We start from the raw sequence: 23,933 nt of genomic DNA on the forward strand, positions 1-23,933 counted from the left end.
CTCGTGCTGGCGGTCATCGTCGCCATGGCATCCGCCGCGAGCGCCGTCGGCTGCGGCGGCGACAACTGCCATGAGGGCCATGAATGCGAGGAGGGCGAGGGAGGCCGGCAGGAGGGCACCGGGGGGGCCGGTGGTGAGTCGAAGGATGCCAAAGGGCACGATCACAAGGAAGGCGACGGCCACGACCACAAGGAGGGCGACGGCCACGACCACTGACTCGTTGCTCATGGCCCGTCCAGAACAAGCGCCGATACTCATCCGCCCCGACCGGCACCAGGCCGGCTCAACCGCGATCGAGGGCGACTCGCCTACGCCTGGAACGGCGCTCTCCTGACGCCGCACCCTCAGCGCTCGTCCCGCGCTTCCCATCCCAGCTGCGATGCACAATGGATCGGCGCTGGGGGGCATCCATGTCGCTCACACTCGGCATTTTTCTCCTCGTGCTCGCGATCGCGCTGGGCGGGTTCCTGGCGGTGCTTCGCGGCTGGGACAGCGGCCTCATGCCAGCGATACGCACATTCGCGGTCGTCGCCGCGGCGTCGATCGCGTTTCTCCACCTTCTGCCCGAGGCGCTCGGCGAGCTGGGCTGGCGTGCGCTGCTGCCGGCTGCGGCCGGATTGCTGGCGCCGACGGTGATGGAGCGCCTCGTGGCCGGGGAGGACTCTGTCCATCATGCACCGAGGATGGCGCTCGCGCTGGGATACGCGGCGGTGCTCGTGCACCAGTTTGGCGACGGCGCGGCCGTCGCGTCGCTCGCTCGGGCCGGGCTGCTGTCCACGCCGGTCGTGCTGGCTCTCGCAGCGCACACGGTGCCGCTCGCCATGGTGGTCTCCCTGCTGACGCGCGAGGCCAGAGCGGGGGCCGATGGCTTCCACGTCACGTGCGCTGCGCTCACAGGCGTAGCGCTCGCCACCATCCTGGGTTCCCTGACGCCGCGGCTCATCGGTCAGGATCGCTTCGAGAGCGCCGAACCCTGGGTGCTCGCCACGATCGCAGGGCTCCTCGTCCACGCGGTGTCGCATGAGGCGCTCGCGAGCCGCGCGGTGACGCCCGCGAGCCGCGCCGGCGAGGCCGCAGGAGGGCTGCTCGGCCTGGCGCTCGGGGTGCTAGGCATCGACGACGAGGCGTGGGTGCGAAGTTTGCCGTCCGGCTTCAGTGGCGCTGGGCTGGTCCTCGTGGCGGCGCTCGTGCTGCTGCGCAGCTACGGCCCCCGGCGCGCCGTGCAGCCTCGCCTCTGACCTCGACCCTTGCGGCCGGGTGGACCATTCACGACATGACCGCGGCGCTGGAGGGATTGGGGCCAGAAACGGCCATGTCTCAGGAGCGTTGAGCCGGCGATGCCCGCGTGGAAATCACGCTGTCACCATCGCCACGGATTCCCGCCTTGACACCCGTACGGCGGGCGGCTGCCATAGTAACCACCGAAGGGCGGACGGCCACCGCCACCGTAGTAACCGCCGCCCCAGCCCCAAGGGTCGTTGTAGCCGCTTCCCCAGGGCCGGCGACCGGGGTAGCCAGGCCTACAGCCTCCGCCTGGACGCCCCCAGCTGCGCGCCCCGCTCGTCGCGGTCAACCCGCTTCCGTCGCTCTCTCCACCATGCTGCTCCGACGTCGGTCCCGACGCTTCGAGACCGGCCTGGTCGGCGTCACCATCGTCCGCATCCCCGGCTTCGACGGCGCACCCCGTCGCCAGGGCGGCCATCATCGTTGCAGCTCCCATGATCCACTTGCTCATCGACTTCTCCTCTGTCGCCCTGGAGTGGTCTTGGTCCCCAGCGCGATCCAGCCCTGCATCGAGAGCGAAGCGTGTGCCGTAGGCCTGTGTGCATGTGTTGCCGCAAAAGGCCCACACAGGAAGACCAAAACCGTGCGGATCGGGAGATGCGCGGCGAGACAGAGGACATCGAGCCGGCAGGACCACCGGGCAGTGGCCGATCCGCCCCGGTGCCAGTCGCCGCGGTGCGGGCCTGAGCAGCACGCCCCCAGGACGCGAGCTGCAGCCACGCGACCGGCGCTCAGGACCCCGTGGTGGCCGGCGCGCCGCGAGGCCCGCACGGGACGCCGCGCTCGGTGTCCTGCCGACCAGGCGCGGGCCTCGCGCTCCTCCGCGACGCGCGCCTCGGTCGCGCGGTGGCCGCGCTCGCGCCGGCGGGGAGCGTCGGCTCGTAGCCGACGAGGCGCGCCGAGTTGAAGACGACGAGGAGCGTGCTCAGGTTGTGGAGCACCGCCGCGATGAACGGGTTGAGCGCTCCCATCGCCCCGACCACCAGGCCCCCTGCGTTGACGCCCAGCGCGATGCCGTAGTTCTGGCGGATGACGTTGAGCGCCTGGCGGCTGAGCCGCAGCGTCGTGACGACGCCGGCGATGTTGTCGGCCGCCAGCGCGATGTCCGCCGCTTCGATCGCGACATCGGAGCCGGCCGTGCCCATGGCGATCCCGACGTCGGCCAGCGCGAGCGCCGGCGCGTCATTGATGCCATCGCCCACCATCGCGACGTGGAACCCCGCCGCCTTCAGGTCGCGGATCCACTCGTACTTCTGCTCGGGCAGCAGCTGGGCACGCCACTCCGTGAGCCCCACCGCGCCGGCGACCGCGCGGGCTGACTCCTCGATATCACCAGTCAACATGGCGATCCGCTGCACGCCCTCCCGGCGGAGCTGCGCCAGCGACGACGCCACGTCCGGACGGAGCTTGTCGCGCACGCCGATCAGCCCGACGAGGCGACCCTGGTGGGCCACGTACATCTCGGTCTCGCCCTCGGCCGCGTGCTCCGCGTAAAGGGCCTCGGCCTCGGCAGACACCGCGATGTCGAACTGCTGCATGAGCCGGCGGTTGCCCACCAGCACGATGTTGTTCTGCCAGTCCGCGCGCATCCCCCGCCCGACGAGGATCTCGCATGCGTCGTGGGGCTGGACCGTGATCTCACGCTCCGCCGCGTGGCCCACCACCGCCAGCGCCAGCGGGTGCTGGGAGTGCAGCTCGCCGGTCGCCGCGAGCGAGAGGACCTGCTCGGCGGCGTAGTCGTCCACGAGCGAGATCACCCGCTGCACGGAGGGAACTCCCTGCGTCAGGGTCCCCGTTTTATCGAAGACGATCACATCCAGCTTCGCCGCGGCCTCGAGGTGGGTGCCGCCCTTGATGAGCACACCGCGACGCGCGCCGTTCCCGATGGCCGCGCTCACCGCGGTGGGCGTCGCGAGGCCCGCCGCGCACGGGCATGCGATCAGCAGCATGGTCAGCGCCCTGGTCGCGTCGCCCGTCAAGGCGAGGACCGCGATCGACAAGGCGAACGAGGCAGGAACGAACCGCCTGGAGAACCGCTCCCCCACGGTGTGGATAGGGGCTTGCAGCTCGCGCGCCTGCTCCACGCGCTGGATGAGGCGCCCGACGGCCGTATCGCTGCCGACCCGCTCCACACGCGCGCGCAGGCCGCCGGAGAGGAGCACGGTGCCAGCGTAGACGGTATCTCCGCGCACCTTCATCACGGGCACGCTCTCGCCGGTGATGGGAGCCTCGTTGATCGTGCCCTGGCCCTCCACGATGACGCCGTCGACGGGGATGCGCTTGCCCGCGTAGACCGCGATCAGGTCTCCTGGCTGGAGCTCTGCTACGGGGCGGCGCACCTCCTGCTCGCCGAGGACTTGCCAGATCTCCTCGTCCGGCATCTCGAGAAGATCGCGGATCGCTCGCTCCGTGCGCCTCAACGTCAGCGCCTGCAAGTACTCGCCCAGGTTGAGGAGCCACAGCACGGTCAGCGCGGTGACGTTCTCGCGCAACAGGAGGCTGGCGATCGTCGCCGACCCGACGAGCGTATCCGTGTTCATCCCGGTCTGGCCGGAGATCGAGCGCCACCACCCCTTCAGGAAGGGATACCCCGAGATCAGCGTGGCGGCGATGTTGATGCCGCCGACGATCGGGCTCGACGCCAGCGCGCCGGCGCCGAACGCGAGCCTCTTGATGCCGAGGCCGAGGAGGACCGAGCCGCCGAGGACGAGGTTACGCACCTGCGCGTCGAGATCCCCGTGCTCGTGGTCCTCGTGCTGGTGATGTCCGCCTCCCTGGCGCGCCTCGCGTGTGGCCGCCCGCTGCTCCCGCCACTGCCGGTAGGCGTCGTCCTCCAGCGGGGGAGACGAGAGGGCGGCGCGGAGCTTCGCCTGGATAGCAGTCGGGGTGAGCCCGGGATCGCAGCGCAGAAGCAGGCGCCCCGTCACGGGATTGGCCTGGACCTCCTCGATGCCCGCCTCGTTCTGAAGCGCGGACTCGACGGCGGCGGCGTAGCGGGGATTGTTCTTCAGGCCCCGCGCCTCCCACCGCATCCGCCCCCCGACCACGGAGCGCAGACGCAAGCGAGCGTCCCGCTTCGTGTTGGGAGCGTCTGATCTCGCTCCCGCAAGGCTCACGCGCCGGCCCGCGGGTGTGCGTGGGCATGGTCATGAGCATGCCCGTCGTCGCCCGAGGCCGGCTCGGACAGATCGCCAAGCTGAGCCTTTGCCTCGGCGACGATGTCCTGCAGCTCCTCGCGGAGCCCTTCCACGATGCCCACGAGCTCCCGTTGCGCGACAATGCCGCCCTTGACGGCGAGGAGCGCCAGGGGGCGCACAGCGCGCCCCACGAGAGGGGCGAAGAGGGCACCGGCGGCGAGGGCCGAGAGGGCGACGATCAGCTTCGATTGAGCCAATTGCAGCGACATCAGGGGTGCCTTTCACTCGGCTGGTAGCGGTTCACCAGAACACCGCCGTTCGGCTTGAGCTGAGCAATAGCCGTCGCCGCTCGCTCTGCAAGCCGTTCACCGAAGATATATTCCCCATCTTCGTCGTCCTTGAGACCATCCTGATTGAGCCGCGTTTCCAGCGCTTCGACGCGTCGATGGTCGATGGAAGGAGAGCGACGCGTTGGGCTCGGCCCGTTGCGGGGGCCGAGCAGCAGTCCTGGCAGCTACAGCACGAGCGCCGCGCGCTGCTCACGCCGCCCGTAGCGCGTCACGCCCCGCGGCTTGTACACCGAGAGCGCCGTGGCCACGAGCAACGTCACCAGGGCGGCAGCAGCATCGGCCACGAGCTGGATGCGCACCTGGCGAAGATCTCCACCGGACAGCGCCGTCTCGGCCGCGACGCTCGCCACGTAGTGGATCGGCCTCGTGTGCAGCAGCAAGACGCCCGTGGCGACGACGGTCAGCAGGAGCTTGAACACGACCCAGTAGTGCCGGAGCAAGCCCCACGGCGTGCCCAGCGACTGGACGACCCCGGTGAGCAGCGAGGCGAGGCTCAACGGGACGATGACGAGCCACGTGATCAGATCCATCGCGAGGTAGGCGGCGCGCACCGTCGGCGCCTCCTGGCAGGTCAAACCGGCAATCGCGAGCGCGAGGAAGGCCGCGACGGAGCCGAGCCAGCCGACCGAGGACGTGACATGCGCGGTGAGCGCGAGCTTCCGGAGCGGGGGTGTCATCGTCATCATCCGTGGCCGCCTTCCAGAGGCGCGGGGCCGCGGTGACCGGCCGGCGTGTGGCTACCTGGACCACCAAGGCTCATGCCGGTGAGGTGCAGGACGATAAACAGCACGACTACGACGACAACGATGGCCCCGAACGCCTTCACCCAGCGCGGCGTGGGAGGGGTAGACCCGCCGTCCAGCCTCAGGCCGGCGTCGGGATAACGGGACGGGTCAGCCATGTGCATCTCCTCGGTTGAGCGTGGATGTCAGGGTCGACCTCAACTTTATCAATACACTTTGTATATGTCAAATCACTGTGTATGCGACCATGCCGTCGTGTATACTCCGAGGGTGCCAAAGCTGTGGAACGAGACGATCGGGGCGCACCGCCGCGCGGTGCACGATGCGATCCTGGACACCACCGCGGCGCTGGTCGCCGAGCACGGACTGGCGTCGGTGACGATGTCGCAGATCGCCGAGGCGACCGGCATCGGGCGCGCGACGCTGTACAAGTACTTCGCCGACGTCGAGGCGATCCTGGTCGCCTGGCACGAACGGCACATCGCCGGCCACCTCAAGCACCTCGCCGCCGTCCGGGACCAGGCGGGTGACGCGGGCGCGCGGCTCGAGGCCGTGCTCGAGGCCTTCGCGCTCATCGCCCACGAGCACCCCACCACCGAGCTCTCGGCGCTCTTGCATCGCGGTGAACACGTCGCGCGCGCGCAGCAGCACCTCCGCGACTTCATCCGCGACCTGGTCGCGGAGGGCGCGAAGGCCGGTGCCTTCCGGGATGATGTCGCGCCGGACGAGCTCGCGCAGTACTGCCTCCACGCCCTGACCGCAGCCGGCAGTCTGCCGTCCAAGGCTGCCGTCCGCCGGCTTGTCGCGGTCACGCTGGCGGGGTTGCGCCCCACGCGCTGAGTCGTCCCGAGGCTGACGGCGATCCGCGATAGCCCTCGGCCCGTAGCGTCTCGGCGGCACGCGCGGAAGCGAGTCCGCCTCCAATGAGAACGATCATGGTGACTTCCTCGGAGGGTGGGCGCGCCGGAGCTCGTGACCTGACCTTCATCAGGCCACGAGCCCCGGGCGCTGCGGGCGTTCAGGCAGCGCGGGGGCGCACGTCGTAACCGGCCCCGCGCACGGCCTCGACAAGGGCGTCCACGGGCGCGCTCGTCGGATCGTGCTGCACCACGACGGTGCCCTCGCGCAGGCGCACGTCGACCTTGGCCACGCCGCCGCCGAGCTCGCGAAGCGCGCTGTCGATGTGGCGGACACAGGACGGGCAGCTCATCCCGTCCACCTGAAGCATGGTCTCTTTCATGACGTCTTCCTTTCGGCGCCCCACGGGCCGCTCACCCCCGAAGACGCAGCCATCGGGATTCATTACACGGCGCAGGAGCCGTCGCGTTCGTCGGGGGAGCTGGGCGAAGCCCCCCCAGTGCCCCGGACATGCCGGCCGTGCAGCCACTTGCGCGGTGAGCTCCAGCGCTCTTGCCGTAATCCGCGGAGTGACCCTGCGTCTGCGCTGGTCGACAAAGAGGTGATCATGTCGACCGCATCCGTCTCCATTCCCGCCCCCCAGGACACCGGCGAGGGCGCCATCTGCCGCATCGATCTGCCTGTCGAGGGCATGACGTGCGCCGCCTGCGTCCGGCGCATCGAGCGGGCCTTGCTCGCGGTCCCCGGCGTCAGCGATGCGAAGGTCAACCTTGTGACCCGCACGGCCACGGTCACGTTCGACCCGTCCGCCGCGTCCACCAAGACCCTCGTCGCCGCCATCGAGAGCGCGGGCTACAGCCTCCCGGAGAGCAGCGCCGCGCCGGGCCGCCCCACCGTTGCTCCTGCCGATCGAGCAGCCGCCGCCGAGGAGAGCCTCGACGGCGAGCGGCGCGTCCTCTCGCGGGACTTCGTGATCTCGCTTGTCCTGTCCGTCCCGCTGCTCGTCCTCGGGATGTCGCACGGCCGCATCCCGGGAGCGGACGGCACGATCGGTCGGTTCGTCCAGCTCGCCCTCGCGACCGCCGTGGTCGTAGGTCCCGGCCGCAGGTTCTTCCGGCTCGCCTGGGTCGCGCTCCGGCACCGGGCGGCCGACATGAACACACTCGTTGCCCTCGGGACCGGCGCCGCGTGGGTCTACTCCGCGATCGCCGTCGTCGCCCCGCAGCTCTTCCCCCACGCCGAGCACGGGATGCGGCCGCATGTCTACTTCGAGGCCGTCGGGGCCATCATCAGCTTTGTCCTGCTCGGTAAGCTCCTCGAAACACGCGCCTGCAAGCGCCTCACCGACGCGGTGCGTGGGCTCGTCGCGCTCCAGCCCAGGACGGCGCGGCGCCTCCGCGGCGATGTGGAGGAGGAGATCCCGGCCGCGGATCTCTGGCCCGGCGACATCGTCCGCGTTCGGCCGGGACAGCGGATGCCGAGCGACGGCGAGGTCGTGTCCGGCACCTCAGCCATCGATGAGTCGATGCTCACGGGCGAGAGCCTCCCCATCGACAAGAGCACCGGAGCGCCTGTGTTCGGCGGCACGCTGAACCAGAGCGGGCAGCTCACGGTGCGGATCACGAAGACCGGTGCCGACACCGCGCTCGCCCACATCGTCGAGGCGGTCGAGCAGGCGCAGGGCTCGAAGGCGCCGATCGCGCGCCTCGCCGATACCGTAAGCGCCATCTTCGTCCCAGTGGTCCTCGGTATCGCCACGCTCGCGTTCGTCGTCTGGGTCGCGATGGATCCGAGCGCGGCGGGGTTCGCTGCCGCGGTAGAGCGGTTCGTCGCCGTCCTCGTGATCGCCTGCCCCTGCGCCCTGGGCCTTGCAACGCCCGCCGCCGTGGCTGTGGGCACCGGCCGCGGCGCCGAGCTCGGCGTGCTCGTGAAGGGCGGCACGGCGCTCGAGGCCGCGAGCCGCGTCGACACCGTCCTCGTCGACAAGACGGGCACGCTCACGGCGGGGCGGCCGCAGCTCGCGGCCGTGAAGGCGCTGGCCGAGGTCTCGGAGGACGAGCTCCTGCGCCTCGTCGGGTCAGCAGAGCTCGGCAGCGAGCATCCCGTCGCGAAGGCGCTGGTCGAGGGTGCGCGCGCACGCAACCTCGCGCTCTCGGCGCCCGAGGACTTCCGCGCCGATGCCGGGCGCGGCGTGGTCGCCCGCCTCGACGGGCGGGAAGTGCGCATCGGCACGGCCCGGTACCTCGCCGAGCTCGGGATCGACGCCACGCCGCTCGAGGAGCTCGCCCAGGGCCTCGCCCGGCACGGAAACACCCCGTCGTTCGTCGCCGTCGAGGGCCGCCTCGCCGGTCTGGTCGCGGTCGCCGACCTGCCGACCCCAGAAGCCAAGCAGGCCGTCGCCGCGCTGCACGAGCTCGGCGTGCGCGTCGCCATGGTGACAGGGGACCGCGAGGCGACAGCGCGCGCGGTGGCGCAACAGCTGGGGATTCACGAGGTCTTCGCCGAGGTCCGCCCCGAGGACAAGGCGCGCATCGTGCGCGAGGAGCGGGAGCGCGGGCGCATCGTCGCCATGGTCGGCGACGGCATCAACGACGCGCCAGCCCTCGCCGGCGCCCACGTGGGGATCGCGGTCGCGAGCGGCACTGACATCGCGGTCGCTGCGGCCGACGTGGCGCTGCTCCGTGGCGGCATCGCCGCCCTGCCCACGGCGCTCGGGCTCTCGCGCGCGACGCTGCGGACCATCCGCCAGAACCTCTTCTGGGCGTTCATCTACAACGTGGTCGGCATCCCGATCGCCGCCGGCGCGCTCTACCCGCTGACCGGCTCGCTCCTGTCGCCGGTCCTGGCGAGCGCGGCCATGAGCCTGTCGAGCGTCTCGGTGCTCCTCAGCTCCCTCCGGCTGCGCCGGTTCCGGCACGCGAGCTGAAATCCGCGCCCGATCGTAATGCGGCGGAGGCCTGCGCGTCTTCCACCCAGAACCTCAAAGGAGATTCTCTCATGAAGATCACGCACGCAATCTTCTCGATAGCGCTCGGCATCACCTCGGTCGCCTCCGTGCTCGGCGGCTCGCAGCCCGCGAGCGCCGAGCCACAGAAGGCCCCGCGGGTGGTCGAGATCATGGTCCACGGCGCCTTCGTGCCCGACAAGATCGCCGCTGTCGAGGGAGAGCGGCTGGAGCTCAGGCTCGTCGTCACGACAGCGGCGGCTGCACCAAGGAGGTCATCTTCCCGAGCCTCGGCATCCGCAAGGAGCTGCCGACCGGACAGCCAGTGACCATCGACCTCCCGGAGCTGAAGGCAGGTGAGCTGAAATTCGAGTGCGGCATGGGGATGATCAAGGGCACCATCGCTGTCGCCCCGAGGAAGTGAGCAGCGGACGGAAGCGGTCCCTGGCTGACGGTGAGCGAGCCCTCCAGCTGGCGCAAGCGCGTGCTCGCGCCAGCGCATCGGCTGCGGAGAGCGACAGCCTGGTCGGTCGGATAGATGAAAGTGACCGCACAGGTCACATCAATCCCATCGCCCCGCTCGAATCCCATCCACCCAAATCTGTTCCAAGCATCGCCCTGTGAGCAGCCCAGACGCATGGGCCAGCAGAATGGCACGACGCATGCGCGGCGTCGGCGCTGGTTCAGCCTCCATCCGAGCCGCGAATGCGGAGCGCTCTGACATGACGAACCTGGTGAATTCGACAAATCTCTCGCCTGCCAGTCGGGCTCATCCTGTGCGCGCGCGAGATGAGCTCGCGAGGCATCGAGAAGCATCATTGAAATTAGGGGGGACACATGGCTCACAAGGCATTCACTCTGAGCACGGCTTTCGTGAACACGGCCAGCCACGCCCAGAGCTGCGAGTCGATCTGCGTCCAGACGATCCAGTACTGCCTCCATATGGGAGGCTCGCACGCGGAGCCATCCCACATGCAGCTCATGCAGGATTGCGCCAAGATCTGCGAGACGACGGCGACGTTCCTGATGCGCGGCTCGCCGCAACACAACCAGGTCACGGCCGCGTGCGCGAGCATCTGCGAGCTCTGCGCTCAGAGCTGTGACCAGTTCACGGGTGACGCGCAGATGAAGGCCTGCGCCGACGAGTGCCGCCGCTGCGCCGCCGCGTGCAGGCAGGTCGCGCAGATGCGGCCGGGCGGGGCAGCCGGCGCGGGACACCAGAGCGTGCCCTGAGACCGGCCAGGGCGCCGCGCGGGGCGGCGCTGAACGGAACGTCAGCCCTGCGCGGCTTCCTCCGCCGCGGCCAGCGCTGGAGCCGCAGCAGGCGGCGCCACGGGCAAACCTCGACCTCGAGGAGGCGCTACACATGATCCCCGTCACGGTGGTGATCGCCGCGCTGGGGCGGAGATCGCGGCCGCCGGGCCTCTTTGCGGGGCTCCTGGCCGTGCTGTACGCGCCCGTGCGGACTCTGCTCGATTTCCTCCGTATCGTCGATGTGCGCTACGCCGGCCTGACGCCCGGCCAGTACGGTGCGATCGCGCTGTTCACGGCAGGGCTCGTCCTGCTGATCCGCAGCGCTCGTGTTCAGCCGGCACCCGAGGGGGCGCGCGAGGACCTCGGCCAGCCTCGGCATTCGCCGGGGTGCGCGCTGCGGCCGTCCCGGTGACCCCCCCACGGTCACCGCACTGTGGCCCCAAAGGTCACAGCTCAGGAGCACCGATCGGCGCTTCGAACGACGAAAACTGATGCCGCATGACGATCGTCTGTGACCGTGGGAGGCACAACGAGGCGGCCGCTTCGCTCCTCGACCGGGGCGATCGAACCTGGCACGGGGACTTTCGTCCTCCCGGCGGCCTTGAAGCCCTGGCATGGAGTTTGCGCAGTCATGGGGTATTGGCCCGGATCGGCCCGAGCAAGGAGCTCACATGTTCATCCCTCCATCTATTCACGGTTCTCTCCTCCTTTTGTCAACCTCCTCCGTCCTCGCGGCGGGCTGCGTCGCCGACCCGCCGTCCGATGCGGGCGAGCCCGTCGGTGACACTTACCAGAGCTTCGATGAATGGAAGGCCAGCCTCCCGCGCGATCCGAACGACGGCGCTTATCTCGTCGACGGCGACATCGGCGTTCACGACGACGTGACCCTGAAGGAGCTCGCCGCCGAGCACCAGCAGGCGGGGGCGCTCATCGTCAACACGCGCGACGACGGGAGCGATGACCGCTGGAGCGACGAGCAGAAGATGAACCTGACGTATTGCGTCTCTCCGCGCTTCGGCGACGATTACGACGCGGTGGTCGCCGCGACGCAGTCGGCCGGGTCCGCCTGGGCGAGCGCCGCCGCCGTGCGCTTCGTCTACGAGCCCGACCTGGACGAGGCCTGCGGGTACGACGAGCATTCCGCGCTGTTCGAGGTCGTCCCTGCCAGCGGCACCACGTACAACGGGCGAGCTTTCCTTCCGAGCATGGTCGCGCGGGGGTATCGCCAGGTCTTCATCGATCTGGAGAACATCGCTCGCTCCGCCTCGAAGACCCTGACCGGGGTCCTCCGGCACGAGCTCGGGCACGTCCTCGGCTTCCGGCACGAGCACGCACGGCCGGAGGGCAACGGCGCCTGCACAGAGCGTCCCGGTTGGCGGGCGCTCACGCCTTATGATCCGGGGTCGGTGATGCACTACAACGCGGAGAGCCGCTGCGAGGGCACCAACGGGGGCGACTACGTGCTGACCTCGCTCGACGAGGCAGGAGCGGCGGAGCTGTATGGCGAGCCTTGATGCGCTCCTCCGCGACGGGCGACCGCCGGCGGCCGGTCTCCACGAATGAGTCGGCGAAGTGGCGCTCAGGCCGCGACGTCGACCGCGTGGCCTGCAGTCCGCCGTCCTTGCGAGGGGGAAAATGCTGCACACGTTCGGCGACGCCGAGCGCGTAGCGGCAGAGGACAACCGAAACGTGATGGTGCCAACCCACGAGTTGACATAGAACAGCCTACGCGACCCACCCCCCTCCCGCGATGCCTGGACGGTGCTGGCGCGGTTGCGCCTCACTCCTTCCGCGTCCGTCCGCTCGCCGCGGCCCGCTCGTCCGCGAGGACCCGCTGCAGCAGCGCCGTGCTCTCCTCCGCCATCCGCTCCGGTGAGCACGGCATTCCCTTGTGGATCCAGCTCGTCATCAACCGCACCAGCGCCGCCGCCGCCGCCTCGGAGCGGAGCATGAACAGGGCCCCCTCCTCCGGCGCCAGCCGCGGAGCGTACAGGCGGCAGATGCTGCCCTGAAGGATGTCCTCCAGGGAGCGCGTCAGCACCCGCTCGCTCTTCTCCGCGGACAGGAGCTTGCGCACCAGCTCGTGCATCTCGGCGAGGTGGCGGTAAAACGGCAGGAAGTCGAGCGGACGTCCCGCGTCCCGCGGGAACAGCGCCCGCAGGTGCTCGTGTCCGAACAGCAGCAGCTGCTCCTTGTTCTCGTAGTGCGAGTAGAACGTGGACCGCCCGACGTTGGCTCGATCGATGATGTCCTGGATGGACACCTCGTCATAGCCCTTCTCCAGGATCAGCGAGACCAGGGCGTCCGAGAGCAGCTTCCGGGTCTTCTGCACGCGCCGATCCGCGATCTTGCCGGCGGCCCGCCCCCTGTCGTCGCCCCCGTCCCTGTCCTCGTTTCCGGACTTTTTCGCGTTCTTGTTCATTAACGTTCAATCCGCAGTCCGTGTCGCTAGGTGGAAGAGGCGCCCGACCTCAGCATCCATCGCATGCGAGGAACGCTGATCTGGATGACGAGCCGCCTGCTGTACCCGCTGCTGCTGGCGGTGACCTTGTACATCATCTACGCCGCCGTGACGCAGGGCTGGGACCTGAGGCGCGCCCTGTGGGGTTACCTCTTCGGCCTGATCGTCTTGCTCATCACCGTCGAGCGCCTGCTGCCGCTGTCGCCGGACTGGGGCATGACCCGCCAGAGCTTCTGGCGCGACCTCAAGTACCTGCTGGCGTCGGGCGTCACCATCGCGATGGTGCGGACCGGCTTCGGTACCCTGGCCCTGTGGCTCAGCGAGCGGCATCAGGGCCCGCTCGCCAGCGCCTCCGTGCTCCTCAGCGTGGGGGTCTTCCTTGTGGTCTTCGAGCTGCTGCAGTACTGGTTCCATCGCCTCAGCCACGAAGGCACCGGAGCCCTGGGGCGCTTCTTGTGGAAGGTCCACCTGGCGCATCACCTTCCGGATCGCGTCTACGTGGTGATGCACGGCGTGTTTCACCCCCTCAACGCGCTCATCTCGGCGGTGCTGATCCAGTCGACCCTGCTGATCTTGGGGCTGTCTCCGCAGGCCGTCTTCGCGGCGGTGTTGCTCATCGATCTCCAGACGATGGGTTCGCACTTCAACGTCGACATCCGCGCCGGATTCCTGAATTACGTGTTCATCGGCACCGAGCTGCACCGCTATCATCACAGCGCCGACATCGACGAGGCCCGGAACTTCGGGACCGTACTTCCGCTGTGGGATCTGGTCTTCGGGACGTTCGTGTACCGGCCGGACGCGGCCCCGCGCCGCCTGGGCGTCGACCGCTCTGCGGGCTATCCACCGTCGCAGCAGTTCTGGCAGGTGCTGGCCCTGCCGTTCCGACGCTGACCTCTTCGCGCCAGCGAGCCCCCCCGAGCGAGCCAGGGTGGCGCGCCCTGGTCCCTCGGCGTCATGCGGCAGCCGCCTCCCCGCGTGGCAGGCCACCCACGACGACGGCGCCGCATCCAGTGGAGCGCCGCTTCACGCGACGCTCACAGGCGTCACTACGGACGCCAGTCGAACGGGAAGTGCTTGCTGGAACCGCCCTTGTAGGCGTGGGAGAAGTCGAAGCCGGTGGCGAGATCGTCCTCGACCACGCCCCAGGTGGCCACCTGGCCGGGGCCGACTTCGGCGCCGGGGGCGTTGATCAGCTGCACCCGGCGGTTCGGGTCCGCGGTCGGTCCGGTGAGCGCTCGCGCCCCCACCTTGACCCGCCCCGGGATCTCGGCCCTCCAGTGCGCCAGGTCGGCGGGGGCTTCGAACCTGATGGGTGCGTACTCGATGCTGCGCACCTCGCTGATCAGGGAGCCGAACTTCCCGGGCCAGCCCCCTTCCTTGCCAATGAAGATGCGTTCCAACGCACGCCGCTGGTCGGAGTCGGCCTTGGCGTCGATGTAGAACATCAGCTTCATCATGGCGTTCGGGTCGCCGACCCACATGTTCCCCGCGAACTCGCCGATGCTGACGACCCCGAGCCCCGAGAGGTCGACGCCTGCGTAGTGGCCCTCGTGGATCTGCCAGACGAGCGTGAAGAGGCAATCCCCGTGCGTGGGGGTCTGCGCGAACGTGCATGGGCAGGGCAACGAGCAGCTGCAGATGTCAAACCACTCGCCTCTGAGGTGCCAGTCCGCAGGCGACTCCGCCTTGACCGGCGAGGCGTCGGGTTGCGCCCCGGCTTGCCCCTCGACCGCGGCGATGAGCGCCTGAGCTCGTCCGCCGGCGCTCTGCGCGTTCATCTCCGTTCCATGATTGCAATTGCATGCACCGCTGCACATGGTCATCACTCCTTCGTCGATTCGGTTGTGTAGGTGTACCCATGGAGGTTGCGAGCTCACGGCGAGCATCCCCTGGGGCAACCAAGTTCGTGGCTCTTTATTGCAGGCGTACCCTCCCACCGTGCAGTCGCCGCCTCTCTCGGGGGGGCGAATCGCGGCGGGCATTTCGTAGATGGAGACGTTGCCGGTCAGCGGCATTACAGGGCGCCGAGAGGCCCGGCGCCGCGCAGATTCAGCAGCTCTCTGGCTTCCCGGGGGTGAAGCCGAGTTCCTGGGCGCGCTTGATGAACGCAGCGATCCGGACGGGCGGGTGGATCGAGGGGCCCGGCGCCAGATGACAGGTCGAGAGGGCTCGGCCGGCGCCGGGTTCTGTGAGGTGTCGGAGCGCTGACGCCGGCGGTTCGGTCAGAGCTCGACCCGGCGCAGCCGGAGGGCATTGCCGATGACCGACACCGAGCTCAGGCTCATCGCGGCGCTGGCGATCATGGGGCTAAGGAGCAGCCCGAGGACGGGATAGAGCACGCCCGCCGCGACCGGCACGCCGAGCGCGTTGTAGACGAACGCAAAGAACAGGTTCTGTCGGATGTTGCGCATCGTCGCCCGGCTGAGCTTCCGCGCGCGCAGGAGGCCGCGGAGGTCGCCGCGCACGAGCGTGATCCCGGCGCTCTCGATGGCGACGTCGGTCCCGGTGCCCATGGCGACGCCGACGTGCGCCTGCGCGAGCGCGGGCGCGTCGTTGATGCCGTCGCCGGTCATCGCCACGACGTGGCCTTCGGCCTGCAGGCGCTTCACGACCGCCGCCTTCTGGTCGGGCAGCACCTCGGCCTCGACGTGCTCGATGCCGAGCTTCCTGGCGACCGCCTCCGCCGTCGTGCGGCTGTCGCCGGTGAGCATGATGAGGCGAATGCCCTCCTCGCGGAGGAGACGGACGGCCTCGCTGGTCGACGCACGCACCGGGTCGGCCACGCCGACGATGCCCGCCGCCTTGCCGTCCACCGCCACGAGCATCGCCGTCTGGCCCTCTTGCCGGCGCTCCTCGGCGCGGCGCGGGAGATCGTCCGGCGGGATACCGAGCTCCTCGAAGAGCTTGAGGTTGCCGAGCGCGACCGAGCGCCCGGCCACCGTGCCCACCACGCCCTTGCCCGTGATCGACCGGAACCCTTCTGCCGGCACGAGCTCGAGCTCCTGCTCGAGGGCCCCCGCCACGATCGCGGTCGCGAGCGGGTGCTCGCTGCCGCGCTCCAGGCTCGCCGCGAGCCTGAGGATCTCGTTCGGCGGGAGGTCGCCCAGCGTCGCCATGGAGGCGAGCTTCGGCTTGCCCTCGGTGAGCGTGCCGGTCTTGTCGACGACGAGGGTGTCGACCTTCTCGAAGGTCTCGAGCGCCTCTGCGTTCTTGATCAGGATACCGGCCGTCGCGCCGCGCCCCGTCCCGACCATGATCGATATCGGTGTGGCGAGGCCGAGCGCGCACGGGCAGGCGATGATGAGCACAGCCACCGCGTTGACGAGCGCGTGGGAGAGCCTGGGCTCCGGCCCGACGAGCAGCCAGACCACGAAGGTCAGCGCCGCAATCGCGATCACGGCGGGCACGAAGCACGCGGCGACGGCGTCCGCGAGGCGCTGGATGGGGGCGCGGCTGCGCTGGGCCTCGCCCACCATCTGGACGATCCGGGCGAGCAGGGTGTCGCGCCCGACGCGATCGGCCCGCATCACGAAGCCGCCTGTGCCGTTGACGGTGCCGCCGACCACGCCGGCGCCGGGCGTCTTCTCGACCGGGATGGGCTCGCCCGTGACCATCGACTCGTCGACCGCGCTGGTCCCCTCGAGGACCTCGCCGTCGACAGGCACCTTCTCCCCCGGCCGCACGCGCAGCCGGTCGCCGGGCTGCACGAGCTCGAGAGAGACGTCCTCTTCCCGACCGTCCGCGCCGACACGCCTGGCGGTCTTCGGGGCGAGGCCGAGGAGCGCCTTGAGCGCGCTGCTCGTCTGGCTGCGGGCGCGCAGCTCGAGGACCTGCCCGAGCAGCACGAGCGAGACGATGACGCTGGCTGCCTCGAAGTAGACCGGGACCGCTCCGCCGTGGCGCAGCGCGTGGGGGAAGACGCCGGGCGCCAGCGTGGCCACGGCGCTGTACACATAGGCGGCCCCCGTGCCGATGGCGATCAGGGTGAACATGTTGAGGTGCCAGCTCTTGAACGAGGCCCAGCCGCGCTCGAAGAACGGGGCGCCGCACCAGAGCACCACCGGCGTGGCAAGGGCAAACTCGATCCAGACGAGCCAGTGGCCGAGGAGGTATTGCACCGGCTGGCCCGGGATCATCTCGGACATCCCCAGCACGAGGACGACGAGGCTCAGCGGGACGCTCGCCCAGAAGCGCTTGGACATGTCCACGAGCTCGGGGTTCGGCGCGTCCTCGAGCGTCACCGTGCGCGGCTCAAGGGCCATCCCGCAGATCGGGCAGGAGCCCGGCTCCGTGCGGACGACCTCGGGGTGCATCGGGCAGACGTACTCGACGCGCGTCGCCGCCTGGACCGGCTCGATCGGCTCGAGAGCCATCCTGCACGAGGGACACGTTCCCGGTCCGGTCTTCGTCCGCTCAAGGCCGGCGGCACGAGGGTGACCATGCTCGTGGTGATGATCGTGGTTCATGGTTTGGACTCCCTGCCCGCCGACGCTCGAGGCTCGGACTTCTTACATCCCGGCTTACACCGGACGCTCCCGGGTACCCTCGTCGGCCTCAGGGGCTGACGACGAGCTCGCCCATCATCCCGCGCTCGGCGTGCTCGAGGATGTGGCAGTGGTACATCCAGTCACCGGGCTCGTCGAAGCGGGCCACGACCGTGGTCGTCGACAGCTGAGGCAGGATCAGCGTGTCCTTGTTGGCGAGCGCGTCGTCGGCCACGGGGACGCCGTCCCTGGCCAGGACCTGGAAGAAGAAGCCGTGCAGATGGAACGGGTGGTCCATCTCTGCGTCGTTCTTCAGATCGAAGACGTGCGTCGAGCCGCGCTCCACCTCGATCGGCGGCACATCAGGGTAGGTGTTGCCATCGACGAGGAACTTGAGCACTCCCTGGATATACCTCTCGTCGAACGTGATCGTCGTGTCCGCCGCCCCCCCGGGCAGCCGCTCGATGGCGGGGCCCGAGTCCGGCAGCGTGCGACCGGAGAGCGCAGGTCCCTCGCCGATGCGCACCGTGGCGAGCGGCATCGGCGCCGCCTCCCCGGTGTCGTGCCCGCGCGCATAGGCCTCGTTGGTCAGGACGATCTCCGCCCCCGGCTCCCCCTGACCGATCAGGAGCACGTCGTAGCGCTCGCCCGGCGCGACCAGCAGCCGCTCGGCGTCGTAGGGCTTCGGGATCAGCCCGCCGTCGGTGCCGATCACGCGGAACGCGTGACCGGGAAGCGCGAGGTTGAAGAAGCGGCCGTTCGCGACGTTGACGATCCGGAGCCGCGTCAGCGCGCCCGGCTCGAGCTCGAGCGTGGGCATCGTCCTGCCGTTGACGAGCAGCACGTTGCCCTCGCGGCCGAGCATGATCATGTCGTCGTCGACTTCGTCGTCGAAGCTCCCGTCCTCCTTGAGGAGCGCGTCGCCCAGCACGACGATCTTCTCGTCGTCGGCCTGCGGCTCGTCCTGGCCGCGCACCCGGATCACGCCGAACAGGCCCTTCCGGATCTGCTCCTCCTCCATCACGTGTGGGTGGAACCAGAAGAAACCCGCGTCCTTCAGCTTGAATTGATAGGTGAAGGCGTCCCCGGCCGCGATCGGTCGCTGCACCGCCGGCGCGCCGTCCATGTCGTTTGGCAGCCGGATGCCGTGCCAGTGGATCGTCGTCTCCTCCGACAGGCTGTTCTTGAAGTGGACGATCAGCGTGTCGCCCACGTTCGCCTCGATCAGCGGTCCGGGGACCGTGCCGTTGTAGGCCAGGACCGCGGTCGTCTTACCCTCGAGGAAGCTCTTCTCTGCCTCTCCTGCCTCGAGATCGACTTCCACGATCGTCGGATCGGGGTTCGTGTCCGTCACGGGCGCAGGTTCGACCCAGGCATCAGCGGGAGGGATGTCCCCCTGAGAGCCCGGGCCCTTTTCGTCAGATCCACCACAGCTGGCCGCCACGATCAGCAGCGCGGAGCTCAGCCAAACAAGAAGGGGGAACCTCATCGGGTGGCTACTCCTCGGTGGGGTTCCCGGACATCTCGTTCGAGTAGTCGGAGTAGACTTCGCCGACCTTGCAGCGGAGCCGGTAGGTGTACTCGAGATCCTCGAAGGCACCTGCGTCCATGCGGCTCGTCTTCGTACCGGCGACCGTGAAGGCAACCTCGTACTCATGCATGGGGTCCTTGCGCTCGCCCTCGATCTCGTCGCAGGGAGCGGGCGTCGACCACTCGACGTGGAGCACGCCGTCCATCGGCATCACCATCTCGAGGACCGGCGCCTCCGGGGCCGCGGTCTCTCCCCCACCGCCGCCGGTGGCGCTCGTGCTGCCGCCCGCACCATCCATCCCGCCCATTCCACCCATCCCACCCGCCCCCGCGGTCGTGGTACTGGAAGCATCCTCCGTGCTCGAGTCACCACAGGCGGCGAGAGCAGCAGCAATACCGAGCGCAGCGAGATAAGCGAACGTAGAGCGCGCCATGGTTGAGTCTCCTTGCTGTGACCGTGATTTCGATCGGAACCGCTGAAGGTATCCGATCCGGTCACATGTACAAGAGCTCCAGAGTAATCGTCCTGGTCACACCGTCGGAACGACCATGCCTCGTCCCACTGCCGGAGCGCCATACAGCCGACGTCCGGTCGCTTGATCCCAAGGCTTCTTTATGTCGCCAGCCGCTGAACTCGTAGGCGGCGTCTGGCCTGTGCGTGCTGGCATGCAGCGCTCCGCGTGACCCGCCTATGCCCTGTGGTGCCGTGGTCAGTGCTTCGGGCGCTCGTCCTGGCGGGGTGAGCCAGCGCTGCTGGACGCTGCTGAGCTCAGTTCTTCGTACCGTCCGCCGTGCCCCGGCGCTCCTCCCGGAAGTCATCCGCGGAGAGCCCACAGCGCCGCAGCAGCCGATAGAAGCTCTCCCGCTCCACGCCCGCGTGCGCGGCGGCCTGTGTGACGTCACCCTGGAACCGGCGCATGACGGCCTCGAGGTAGCGCCGGTTGGTCTCCTCGCGGGAGGCGTCGACCGCTTCACGGTACGAGAGCTGCGCGAGATCGACGTCGCTCGCGCTCGTCAGCTTGAGCGGGCTCGCCCCCTGTACCTCGGGCGGGAGCGACTCCAGGCGGATCTCGCCCGACGTCTCGATCACCACCGCGCGCTCCACCGCGCTCTTGAGCTCGCGCGCGTTGCCCGGCCAGCGGTAGGTCTGGAGCGCGCTCATCGCCGCCGCGGAGAAGCGCGTCGCATTGGAGCGCGACTGCGGGGCGCGCTCCGCGAGGAAGCGCTGTGCGAGGAGCGGGATGTCGTCCGCGCGCTCCCGTAGCGGGGGCAGCTCGATGACGCAGACGTTCAGGCGGAACCAGAGATCCTCGCGGAAGGCGCCCGTCTTCACCATCGCCCGGAGGTCCCGGTGCGTCGCGGCGATCAGCCGGACGTCGATCTTGCGTTCGCGCGCCTCTCCGATGCGCCGGACCGCGCGCTCCTCGAGCACGCGCGTCAATTTCGCTTGCACGGTCGGCCTGAGCTCACCGAGCTCATCAAGAAACAGCGTGCTCCCGTGCGCCTCCTCGAAGAGCCCCGCCCGATCCGTGGCGGCGCCCGTGAACGAGCCGCGCGCGTGGCCGAACAGCTCGCTCTCGATGAGCGATCGGGGGATGGCCGCGCAGTTGACGGCAATGGGGCGGTGCGACGCGCGGGACGAGTGCTCATGGATGGCGCGCGCCACGAGCTCCTTCCCGGTGCCCGTCTCGCCCAGGATGAGCACGGTCGCGTCCGTCGGCGCCACGCGCTCGATGAGCTGGTAGAGCGCCCGCATGGCGGGTGAACGCCCCGTCATGCCCGCAAAGCCCTGTGCGTCCTGCGCGTCCTGCGCGCCCTTCAGCACCACGGCTTGCGCCATGGCCCGCTCGACCAACGCGCGCAGCTCGTCCGGGTCGAACGGCTTCGTCACGTAGTCGTAGGCGCCCTCGCGCATGGCCTGAACCGCGGTCGGGACCGACGCATACGCGGTCATCAGGATGAAGGGCACTCCGGGCCAGCGCGCGCGCACCGCCCGGAGCACCTCGAGGCCGTCCCCGTCGTTCATGCGCAGATCGCAGACGACGGTTGTGACCGGCTCGGTTTCAAGGATCTGGAGCGCCGTTCGCACGCCCCGCGCCGTCAGGACCTTGGCGCTCTTGCCGAGCACCTTCGAGAGGAGCGCCAGCATGTTCGCCTTGTCGTCGACGACGAGCACTGTCGGCTTCATGCGCGCTCTTGGCTCTCCCTTGCTTCTTCAATGAGGACGCCCGGCAAGTCGATCACGAACCGGGATCCGCCGCCTGATCTGGGCTCCGCCCGGATGCTCCCACCGTGTGCGGTCACCAGACCATAGCAGACCGCGAGGCCGAGGCCGGTGCCGTCGCGGCGGGTCGTGAAGAACGGCTCGAAGAGCCGCTCGCGCGCCTCCTCGCGAATACCGGCTCCCCGGTCCAGGACCTCGATCCGGTAGCCATCGTCCTGCTGCCTTCCGCGCACGACGATCTCGTCACCTTCCGAGGTTCCGGAGGTCGCCTCGCGCGCGTTGGTCACGAGGTTGACGATCACCTGCCGGATGCGGAGCGGATCCACGTTGATGAAGGACGGCTCGGCGTCCACGAGCGGGACCTGGTCGCGCCGCCCCGGCCCGCCGTCGCAGTGCGAGGCCGCGTCCCTGAGGAGCTCCTCGGCCTGCACGGGGCGCGGCGAGAGGATCGGAGAGCGCGCGTACATGAGCAGCTCCTCCGCGATCCGCTGGCAGGCCGCCGCTTCCTCGTCGAGGATCGAGAGCTCCTCGCGGAGCTCGGGCTTCTCCGCCTCCTTCGCCATCGTCTTCACGTAACCGCGGATCACGGCGATGGGGTTGTTGATCTCGTGCGCGACGCCCGCGGCGACGCGGCCGATCGCCGCGAGCCGCTCCGAGGCGACCAGCTCGGCTTCGGTGCGCGACAGCGCGTCCAGCATCCGGTTGAACGCGTCGGCGACCGCCGCGAGCTCCGCGGCCGCCACAGGCGCGACGCGGGCGCTGCGATCTCCAGCGGTGACGCGCACGGCGACGCGCTCGAGCGAGGAGAGCGGGGTGGAGAAAGAGCGCCAGAGCTTGCGCCCGGCGATCAAGGCGAGCGCCGCGGCGAGCGCGCAGACGGCCGTCGCGAGGATCAAAGCGAACCGGATGAACTGCTCGGCCCGGCGCTCCGCGGCCATGGCGCGCTCGTCGAAGTGAAGCGCCAGGCTGTCCGCATGCTCCGTCATCCGATCGACGAGCGCGTTCGCGCGGTCGTGCGCGTGGTGAACCTCGTGCCAGTCCTGCCGATCGATGGCGGGGAGGATGGCCGTGGAGAAGAGCTGGCTGAGCTCGCGGCTCGTCTTCCCGATATCGTCGAGCTTCGTGGCCGTCTCGGCGTCGAGGCCGGGGCGTAGCTCGGCGAGCGTCGCGCCGAGCTCGCTCACCCAGGCGTCGTGGTGCGCGACGTGGGACCGGTCGCGCAGGATGATCGTGTGGGCCTCGTGGATGTACTGCTCGCGCGCGGTGACGCTGAGGAGCGCAGCCCGGCGGGAGGCCACCTCGAGGTCGTGGGCCTCCAGGATCGCGCGACGGGACGCGAGGCCCGTGAGCACGGTGGCGACGCCGCTCACGGCGACCAAGGCGACGAGGAGGCTGATGACCAGGAGCAGCCGGCGGCGGAGTCGGTAAGGGCGCTGTGGAGTGGGAGGCGGAGCCATGGACGGGCGCATCCTCGCAAGCTGCGTACCGGGGCCGCAATCGAGCGCTGACAGAGCGCTGACAGAGCGCTGAGCCGCCGATCAGGCCCGGCCAACACGGTCCCCGCCCCGACGGGGGACGGTTTGTGACCGATGCGGTCACAAGATCGTGACCGTCGAGGTCACCGCGAGGACCAGACGCCGCGCAGAAGCCCGGGATCCCGGCGCGCGACCGCCTGGCGCGCTCATTGCTCACACCCCTGCTCGCCAGGGAAAGAACCTCGGCTCCAGGAAAGCACGATGCGCCAAATCCTTCTCTCTCTGCTCGTCTCGATCCCGCTTGTGGCCTGCTCCACGAAGGAGACACCTGGCCACGACCACGAAAGGGCCGCCTCGACACAAGCTCCCGCCGCGGCGCCGCCCCCCACGAAGGCGCCCGAGGACCGCGCCGCGAGCACGCGCCCCCACGCGGATCACAACGCTCGTCACGGAGGTCTGGTCACCATGGAGGGCGACAACCACGTCGAGGTCGTGGTCGGGGCCGACGGCGCCATTGACCTCTACGTCAGCGACGCCGTCCGGACGCCGATCCCGCCGCAGGACGTGTCCGGCACCATCACGATCGAGCCCAAGGGCAAGGGCGAGAAGCAGACCCTGACGCTCGCGCCGGACGAGACGAAGGGCTCGCTCTCGGCCAAGGGCCCGGCGCCGGACAACGGGGATTACACCTGGGACCTGAAGGTCCGCGGCGCGCCGGTGAAGATGACGCTCACGGTGCCAGCCAGCGGGACGGCGGCCTTCGCCGACGCGCCCGCCGACCATCCGGCCGGCGACCACGCCCACGGCTCGCCGCATGGCGGCGTCGTCCAGTCGCTGGCAGGGGGTCATGTCGAGGTGAAGCTCGAGAAGACCGGCGACATCACGGTCTGGATGCTGGACGCGGCCGAGAAGCCTCGCTCCGCGAAGGGCGTCACGGCGAGCCTCCGCCCCGTTGTCGCGGGAGCGAAGGAGACCCAGCTCGCCTACGACGAGAAGGCCGATGTGCTGCGGGGCAAGATCGACCCGATCAAGCAGGACCACGTGGACGGGGTGCTCAGCGTCACGCCGGCCGGAGGGACCGCGACCTCGCTCCGGTTCGCGTTCCACCTAGAGGGTCCCACGGGGGCGGGGCACGACGTCCATATGGGGCACGACGGCCATATCGGGCACGAGGGGCACTGAGATG

23 protein-coding genes are annotated in these 23,933 nt (G+C 69.6%); 11 read left to right on the top strand and 12 right to left on the bottom strand.

From position 1 onward, the window contains the following. Nucleotides 1-24 precede the first annotated feature (24 nt). Nucleotides 25-216: a hypothetical protein gene (locus POL72_RS42485; protein ID WP_272102592.1), complete on the top strand. Its 192-nt coding sequence runs from the start codon at nt 25-27 to the stop codon at nt 214-216. Between the two features lie 194 nt (nt 217-410). Then, nucleotides 411-1,238 carry a ZIP family metal transporter gene (locus POL72_RS42490; protein WP_272102593.1) on the top strand — a complete coding sequence of 276 codons (828 nt, stop codon included), beginning with the start codon at nt 411-413 and terminating at the stop codon, nt 1,236-1,238. Nucleotides 1,239-2,015: 777 nt separating this feature from the next. On the opposite strand, the gene POL72_RS42495 is transcribed toward POL72_RS42490, so the two are convergent. From POL72_RS42495 to POL72_RS42510, 4 genes are all read right to left on the bottom strand, one after another. After that, complete coding sequence (locus tag POL72_RS42495) at nt 2,016-4,346, bottom strand: heavy metal translocating P-type ATPase (protein ID WP_272102594.1); 2,331 nt, start codon at nt 4,344-4,346, stop codon at nt 2,016-2,018. A gap of 50 nt (nt 4,347-4,396) precedes the next feature. Continuing rightward, nucleotides 4,397-4,690, bottom strand: a complete 294-nt coding sequence (locus tag POL72_RS42500) for a DUF5132 domain-containing protein (RefSeq protein WP_272102595.1) — start codon at nt 4,688-4,690, stop codon at nt 4,397-4,399. 245 nt (nt 4,691-4,935) lie between these two features. After that, nucleotides 4,936-5,457 (bottom strand): hypothetical protein, encoded by a 522-nt coding sequence (locus POL72_RS42505; protein ID WP_272102596.1) that lies wholly within the window; start codon nt 5,455-5,457, stop codon nt 4,936-4,938. Beyond that, nucleotides 5,454-5,672, bottom strand: coding sequence for a hypothetical protein (locus POL72_RS42510; protein ID WP_272102597.1), 219 nt, complete (start codon nt 5,670-5,672; stop codon nt 5,454-5,456). The genes POL72_RS42505 and POL72_RS42510 overlap by 4 nt, the downstream gene beginning before the upstream one ends. A 97-nt stretch (nt 5,673-5,769) precedes the next feature. Here POL72_RS42510 and POL72_RS42515 point away from each other — a divergent pair, with 97 nt between their 5' ends. Then, the gene (locus POL72_RS42515; protein WP_272102598.1) at nt 5,770-6,354 is read left to right on the top strand and encodes a TetR/AcrR family transcriptional regulator; all 585 of its coding nucleotides are present in this window, start codon (nt 5,770-5,772) and stop codon (nt 6,352-6,354) included. A gap of 178 nt (nt 6,355-6,532) precedes the next feature. Here POL72_RS42515 and POL72_RS42520 read toward each other — a convergent pair whose 3' ends face one another. Continuing rightward, entirely contained in the window at nt 6,533-6,754 is a 222-nt protein-coding gene (locus POL72_RS42520; RefSeq protein WP_272102599.1) for a heavy-metal-associated domain-containing protein, read from the bottom strand. A 225-nt stretch (nt 6,755-6,979) separates the two neighbouring features. On the opposite strand from POL72_RS42520, the gene POL72_RS42525 reads away from it, so the two are divergent. The 6 genes from POL72_RS42525 (at nt 6,980) to POL72_RS42550 (ending at nt 12,084) form a co-directional block, all read left to right on the top strand. Next, nucleotides 6,980-9,298, top strand: a complete 2,319-nt coding sequence (locus tag POL72_RS42525; RefSeq protein WP_272102600.1) for a heavy metal translocating P-type ATPase — start codon at nt 6,980-6,982, stop codon at nt 9,296-9,298. A 71-nt stretch (nt 9,299-9,369) separates the two neighbouring features. After that, complete coding sequence (locus POL72_RS42530; RefSeq protein WP_272102601.1) at nt 9,370-9,645, top strand: cupredoxin domain-containing protein; 276 nt, start codon at nt 9,370-9,372, stop codon at nt 9,643-9,645. Next, on the top strand, nt 9,612-9,740 hold the full coding sequence (locus POL72_RS51460; RefSeq protein WP_272102918.1) for a cupredoxin domain-containing protein: 129 nt from the start codon (nt 9,612-9,614) through the stop codon (nt 9,738-9,740). Before POL72_RS42530 ends, POL72_RS51460 begins: the two co-directional genes overlap by 34 nt. 449 nt (nt 9,741-10,189) lie before the next feature. Beyond that, the gene (locus POL72_RS42540) at nt 10,190-10,549 is read left to right on the top strand and encodes a four-helix bundle copper-binding protein (RefSeq protein ID WP_272102602.1); all 360 of its coding nucleotides are present in this window, start codon (nt 10,190-10,192) and stop codon (nt 10,547-10,549) included. Nucleotides 10,550-10,682: 133 nt separating this feature from the next. After that, nucleotides 10,683-10,982, top strand: coding sequence for a prolipoprotein diacylglyceryl transferase (locus tag POL72_RS42545; RefSeq protein ID WP_272102603.1), 300 nt, complete (start codon nt 10,683-10,685; stop codon nt 10,980-10,982). Nucleotides 10,983-11,241: 259 nt separating this feature from the next. Then, a complete protein-coding gene (locus POL72_RS42550; protein ID WP_272102604.1) occupies nt 11,242-12,084 on the top strand; it encodes a zinc metalloprotease in 843 nt (280 codons plus the stop codon). A gap of 266 nt (nt 12,085-12,350) precedes the next feature. Here POL72_RS42550 and POL72_RS42555 read toward each other — a convergent pair whose 3' ends face one another. Continuing rightward, entirely contained in the window at nt 12,351-12,992 is a 642-nt protein-coding gene (locus tag POL72_RS42555) for a TetR/AcrR family transcriptional regulator (RefSeq protein WP_272102605.1), read from the bottom strand. A 30-nt stretch (nt 12,993-13,022) separates the two neighbouring features. On the opposite strand from POL72_RS42555, the gene POL72_RS42560 reads away from it, so the two are divergent. Then, nucleotides 13,023-13,925 carry a sterol desaturase family protein gene (locus tag POL72_RS42560; protein ID WP_272102606.1) on the top strand — a complete coding sequence of 301 codons (903 nt, stop codon included), beginning with the start codon at nt 13,023-13,025 and terminating at the stop codon, nt 13,923-13,925. 155 nt (nt 13,926-14,080) lie between these two features. Here the strand turns inward: POL72_RS42560 and POL72_RS42565 are convergent, their stop codons facing one another. The 6 genes from POL72_RS42565 to POL72_RS42590 all read right to left on the bottom strand — a co-directional run bounded on the left by POL72_RS42565 (nt 14,081) and on the right by POL72_RS42590 (nt 22,729). Beyond that, entirely contained in the window at nt 14,081-14,812 is a 732-nt protein-coding gene (locus POL72_RS42565) for a DUF1326 domain-containing protein (RefSeq protein WP_272102607.1), read from the bottom strand. Nucleotides 14,813-15,256: 444 nt separating this feature from the next. Continuing rightward, entirely contained in the window at nt 15,257-17,407 is a 2,151-nt protein-coding gene (locus tag POL72_RS42570; RefSeq protein WP_272102608.1) for a copper-transporting P-type ATPase, read from the bottom strand. Between the two features lie 181 nt (nt 17,408-17,588). After that, nucleotides 17,589-18,872, bottom strand: coding sequence for a multicopper oxidase family protein (locus POL72_RS42575; protein ID WP_272102609.1), 1,284 nt, complete (start codon nt 18,870-18,872; stop codon nt 17,589-17,591). 142 nt (nt 18,873-19,014) lie between these two features. Then, a complete protein-coding gene (locus POL72_RS42580; RefSeq protein WP_272102610.1) occupies nt 19,015-19,482 on the bottom strand; it encodes a hypothetical protein in 468 nt (155 codons plus the stop codon). A gap of 335 nt (nt 19,483-19,817) precedes the next feature. Then, nucleotides 19,818-21,236, bottom strand: coding sequence for a sigma-54-dependent transcriptional regulator (locus POL72_RS42585; RefSeq protein WP_272102611.1), 1,419 nt, complete (start codon nt 21,234-21,236; stop codon nt 19,818-19,820). Next, on the bottom strand, nt 21,233-22,729 hold the full coding sequence (locus POL72_RS42590) for a sensor histidine kinase (protein WP_272102612.1): 1,497 nt from the start codon (nt 22,727-22,729) through the stop codon (nt 21,233-21,235). Before POL72_RS42590 ends, POL72_RS42585 begins: the two co-directional genes overlap by 4 nt. 279 nt (nt 22,730-23,008) lie before the next feature. Here POL72_RS42590 and POL72_RS42595 point away from each other — a divergent pair, with 279 nt between their 5' ends. Next, on the top strand, nt 23,009-23,929 hold the full coding sequence (locus POL72_RS42595) for a hypothetical protein (RefSeq protein WP_272102613.1): 921 nt from the start codon (nt 23,009-23,011) through the stop codon (nt 23,927-23,929). Nucleotides 23,930-23,933: the final 4 nt, after the last annotated feature.

It is taken from the genome of Sorangium aterium (assembly GCF_028368935.1).
In the GTDB taxonomy this organism is placed as follows: Bacteria; Myxococcota_A; Polyangia; order Polyangiales; family Polyangiaceae; genus Sorangium; species Sorangium atrum.